General features: G+C 64.8%; 5 protein-coding genes. All 5 read left to right on the top strand.

Going from position 1 to position 1,664, the window contains the following annotated elements:
• A partial coding sequence (locus AACS18_RS14370; protein WP_108611862.1) for a hypothetical protein occupies positions 1-365 on the top strand: 365 nt, incomplete at its 5' end.
• The gene (gene lysC / locus AACS18_RS14375; protein ID WP_257725872.1) at positions 301-492 is read left to right on the top strand and encodes an Rz1-like lysis system protein LysC; all 192 of its coding nucleotides are present in this window, start codon (positions 301-303) and stop codon (positions 490-492) included. The genes AACS18_RS14370 and lysC, both read left to right, overlap by 65 nt.
• A complete protein-coding gene (locus AACS18_RS14380) occupies positions 489-752 on the top strand; it encodes a putative phage tail assembly chaperone (protein ID WP_029299933.1) in 264 nt (87 codons plus the stop codon). Before lysC ends, AACS18_RS14380 begins: the two co-directional genes overlap by 4 nt.
• Positions 753-802: 50 nt before the next feature.
• Positions 803-937 carry a DUF6890 family protein gene (locus AACS18_RS23515; RefSeq protein ID WP_374806362.1) on the top strand — a complete coding sequence of 45 codons (135 nt, stop codon included), beginning with the start codon at positions 803-805 and terminating at the stop codon, positions 935-937.
• A 6-nt stretch (positions 938-943) separates the two neighbouring features.
• On the top strand, positions 944-1,664 hold a 721-nt coding region (locus tag AACS18_RS14385), incomplete at its 3' end, for a phage tail tape measure protein (protein WP_146184718.1).

Here is a 1,664-nt window from a genome sequence, read left to right on the forward strand (position 1 = left end):
GCCGGATGCTGGAGAGCCGTGGCAAGGCGCTCGCCACCGCCAACGAGACCATCAACACCCTGCAGCAGACCAACGCGCAGCAGGCCAGCCAGCTGGCGACGCTGCAGCGCGATGCCGCGGGGCTGCGCAAGTTGCTGGGCACCCAGAACGCCGCCCTGGCCGAGCTCGACCAACAACAGAGGAAAACCGCCGATGAACTGCAACAAGCGCTGGCCACGCCGCCGGCAGGCCGCCCGGATTGTGCTCGCGAGCCTCTGCCTGGCGCTGCTTTGCGCCTGCTCCAGCCAGCCCCAGACCGTGGTGCAAACACAGGTGGTAAAGCGGCTTCCACCGCCGGGGCTGGTGCCCCACTGCCCGGAGCCTGATTTCACTGGGCGCACCTACGGCGACGCCGTGCGGTTTATCCCCACCCTGCAGATGGCGCTGCGCCGCTGCCAGACCCAAATCAACACCCTGAACCATTGGATTGAACAAGAGGAAACCACCCCATGACCACCCCCATCATCACCCTGGACGTCGCCGGCAAAGAGCTGAAGTTCGCCCCCACCATGGTGGCCTACAACGGCTTTATCAACGACATGATGCCAAGCGACAAGGTCGCGCCGGCCCACAACTACCTGAAAAAGATCGTCTGCCAGGAGAGCAAAGAGGCGCTCGATGAGCTGCTCAAACGCCCGGGCGCGGCGCTGCAGCTGGCCGGCGCCATTAACCAGCAGTTCGCCCCCGACTTGGAGATCACCGTAAAAAACTGACGGCGCGCGCCGAGGCTATCGAGCGCAATCACCTGGAGCAGGCGCTGGCACTGCGGCGCCACTACCTGCCCCATGACGAAGACGACATCGATAGCCTGGCCCGCGCCCTCTGGTTAGACCGACACGCCCGGGAGTCCCACGCCGCCGCGGTGGCCGAGGGCATCGCCAACGCATTCAACGGATAACGACCTATGGCCTGGATGGAAAAATTGATGATGCAGGTGGCTTTGGTGGATCAAGTCACCAAGCCCCTTGCCGGCATCAATGCCCAGATGGACAAGGTCAGCAAGGCCGGCCGTCAGGGCTGGGGCAGCATGGCAATGGGGGCCACCACGGTGGCCGCCGGTGGCCTGGCGATCCAGTCTGCCCTGGGCCCGGCCATCGAGATGGATCGGGCGCTGGCCGAGGTGGCCTCGCTCGATGTGCAAAAAGAGGTGCTCGGGGCACTGGGGCGCGAAGCATTGAAGCTCTCTATCCAGTATGGGGAATCGGCGACCGAGATTGTCCGCTCCTCCTACGATATCCAGTCAGCCATTGCCGGGCTGGAAGGTAACGAGCTGCCCGCCTTCACCCGCGCCTCGACCACCCTGGCCAAGGCGACCAAGGCCGACACCGCCACCATCACTAACTACATGGGCACCATGTACGGCATCTTCGAGCAGCAGGCCAAGCAGATGGGCAAGGCCAACTGGGTCGAGGATGTGGCCGGCAAGACAGCGCTTGCGGTGCAGCTGTTCAAGACCACCGGCCAAGGCATGGCCGATGCGTTCGGGGCAATTGGCGCCAACGCTACCGCCGCCGGCATCGCGATGGATGAGCAGTTCGCGGTGCTCGGCCAGCTGCAGGCCACCATGAGCGGCGGCGAGGCCGGTACCAAGTTCAAGGCGTTTCTGGCAGGCGTCGGCAATGCCC

It is taken from the genome of Aeromonas sp. HMWF015 (assembly GCF_963878965.1).
In the GTDB taxonomy this organism is placed as follows: domain Bacteria; phylum Pseudomonadota; class Gammaproteobacteria; order Enterobacterales; family Aeromonadaceae; genus Aeromonas; species Aeromonas veronii.

Excerpts from the sequence above, each read along its gene's own strand:
- AACS18_RS14380 (WP_029299933.1), top strand. The coding sequence starts at position 489 with ATGACCACCCCCATCATCACCCTGGACGTCGCCGGCAAAGAGCTGAAG.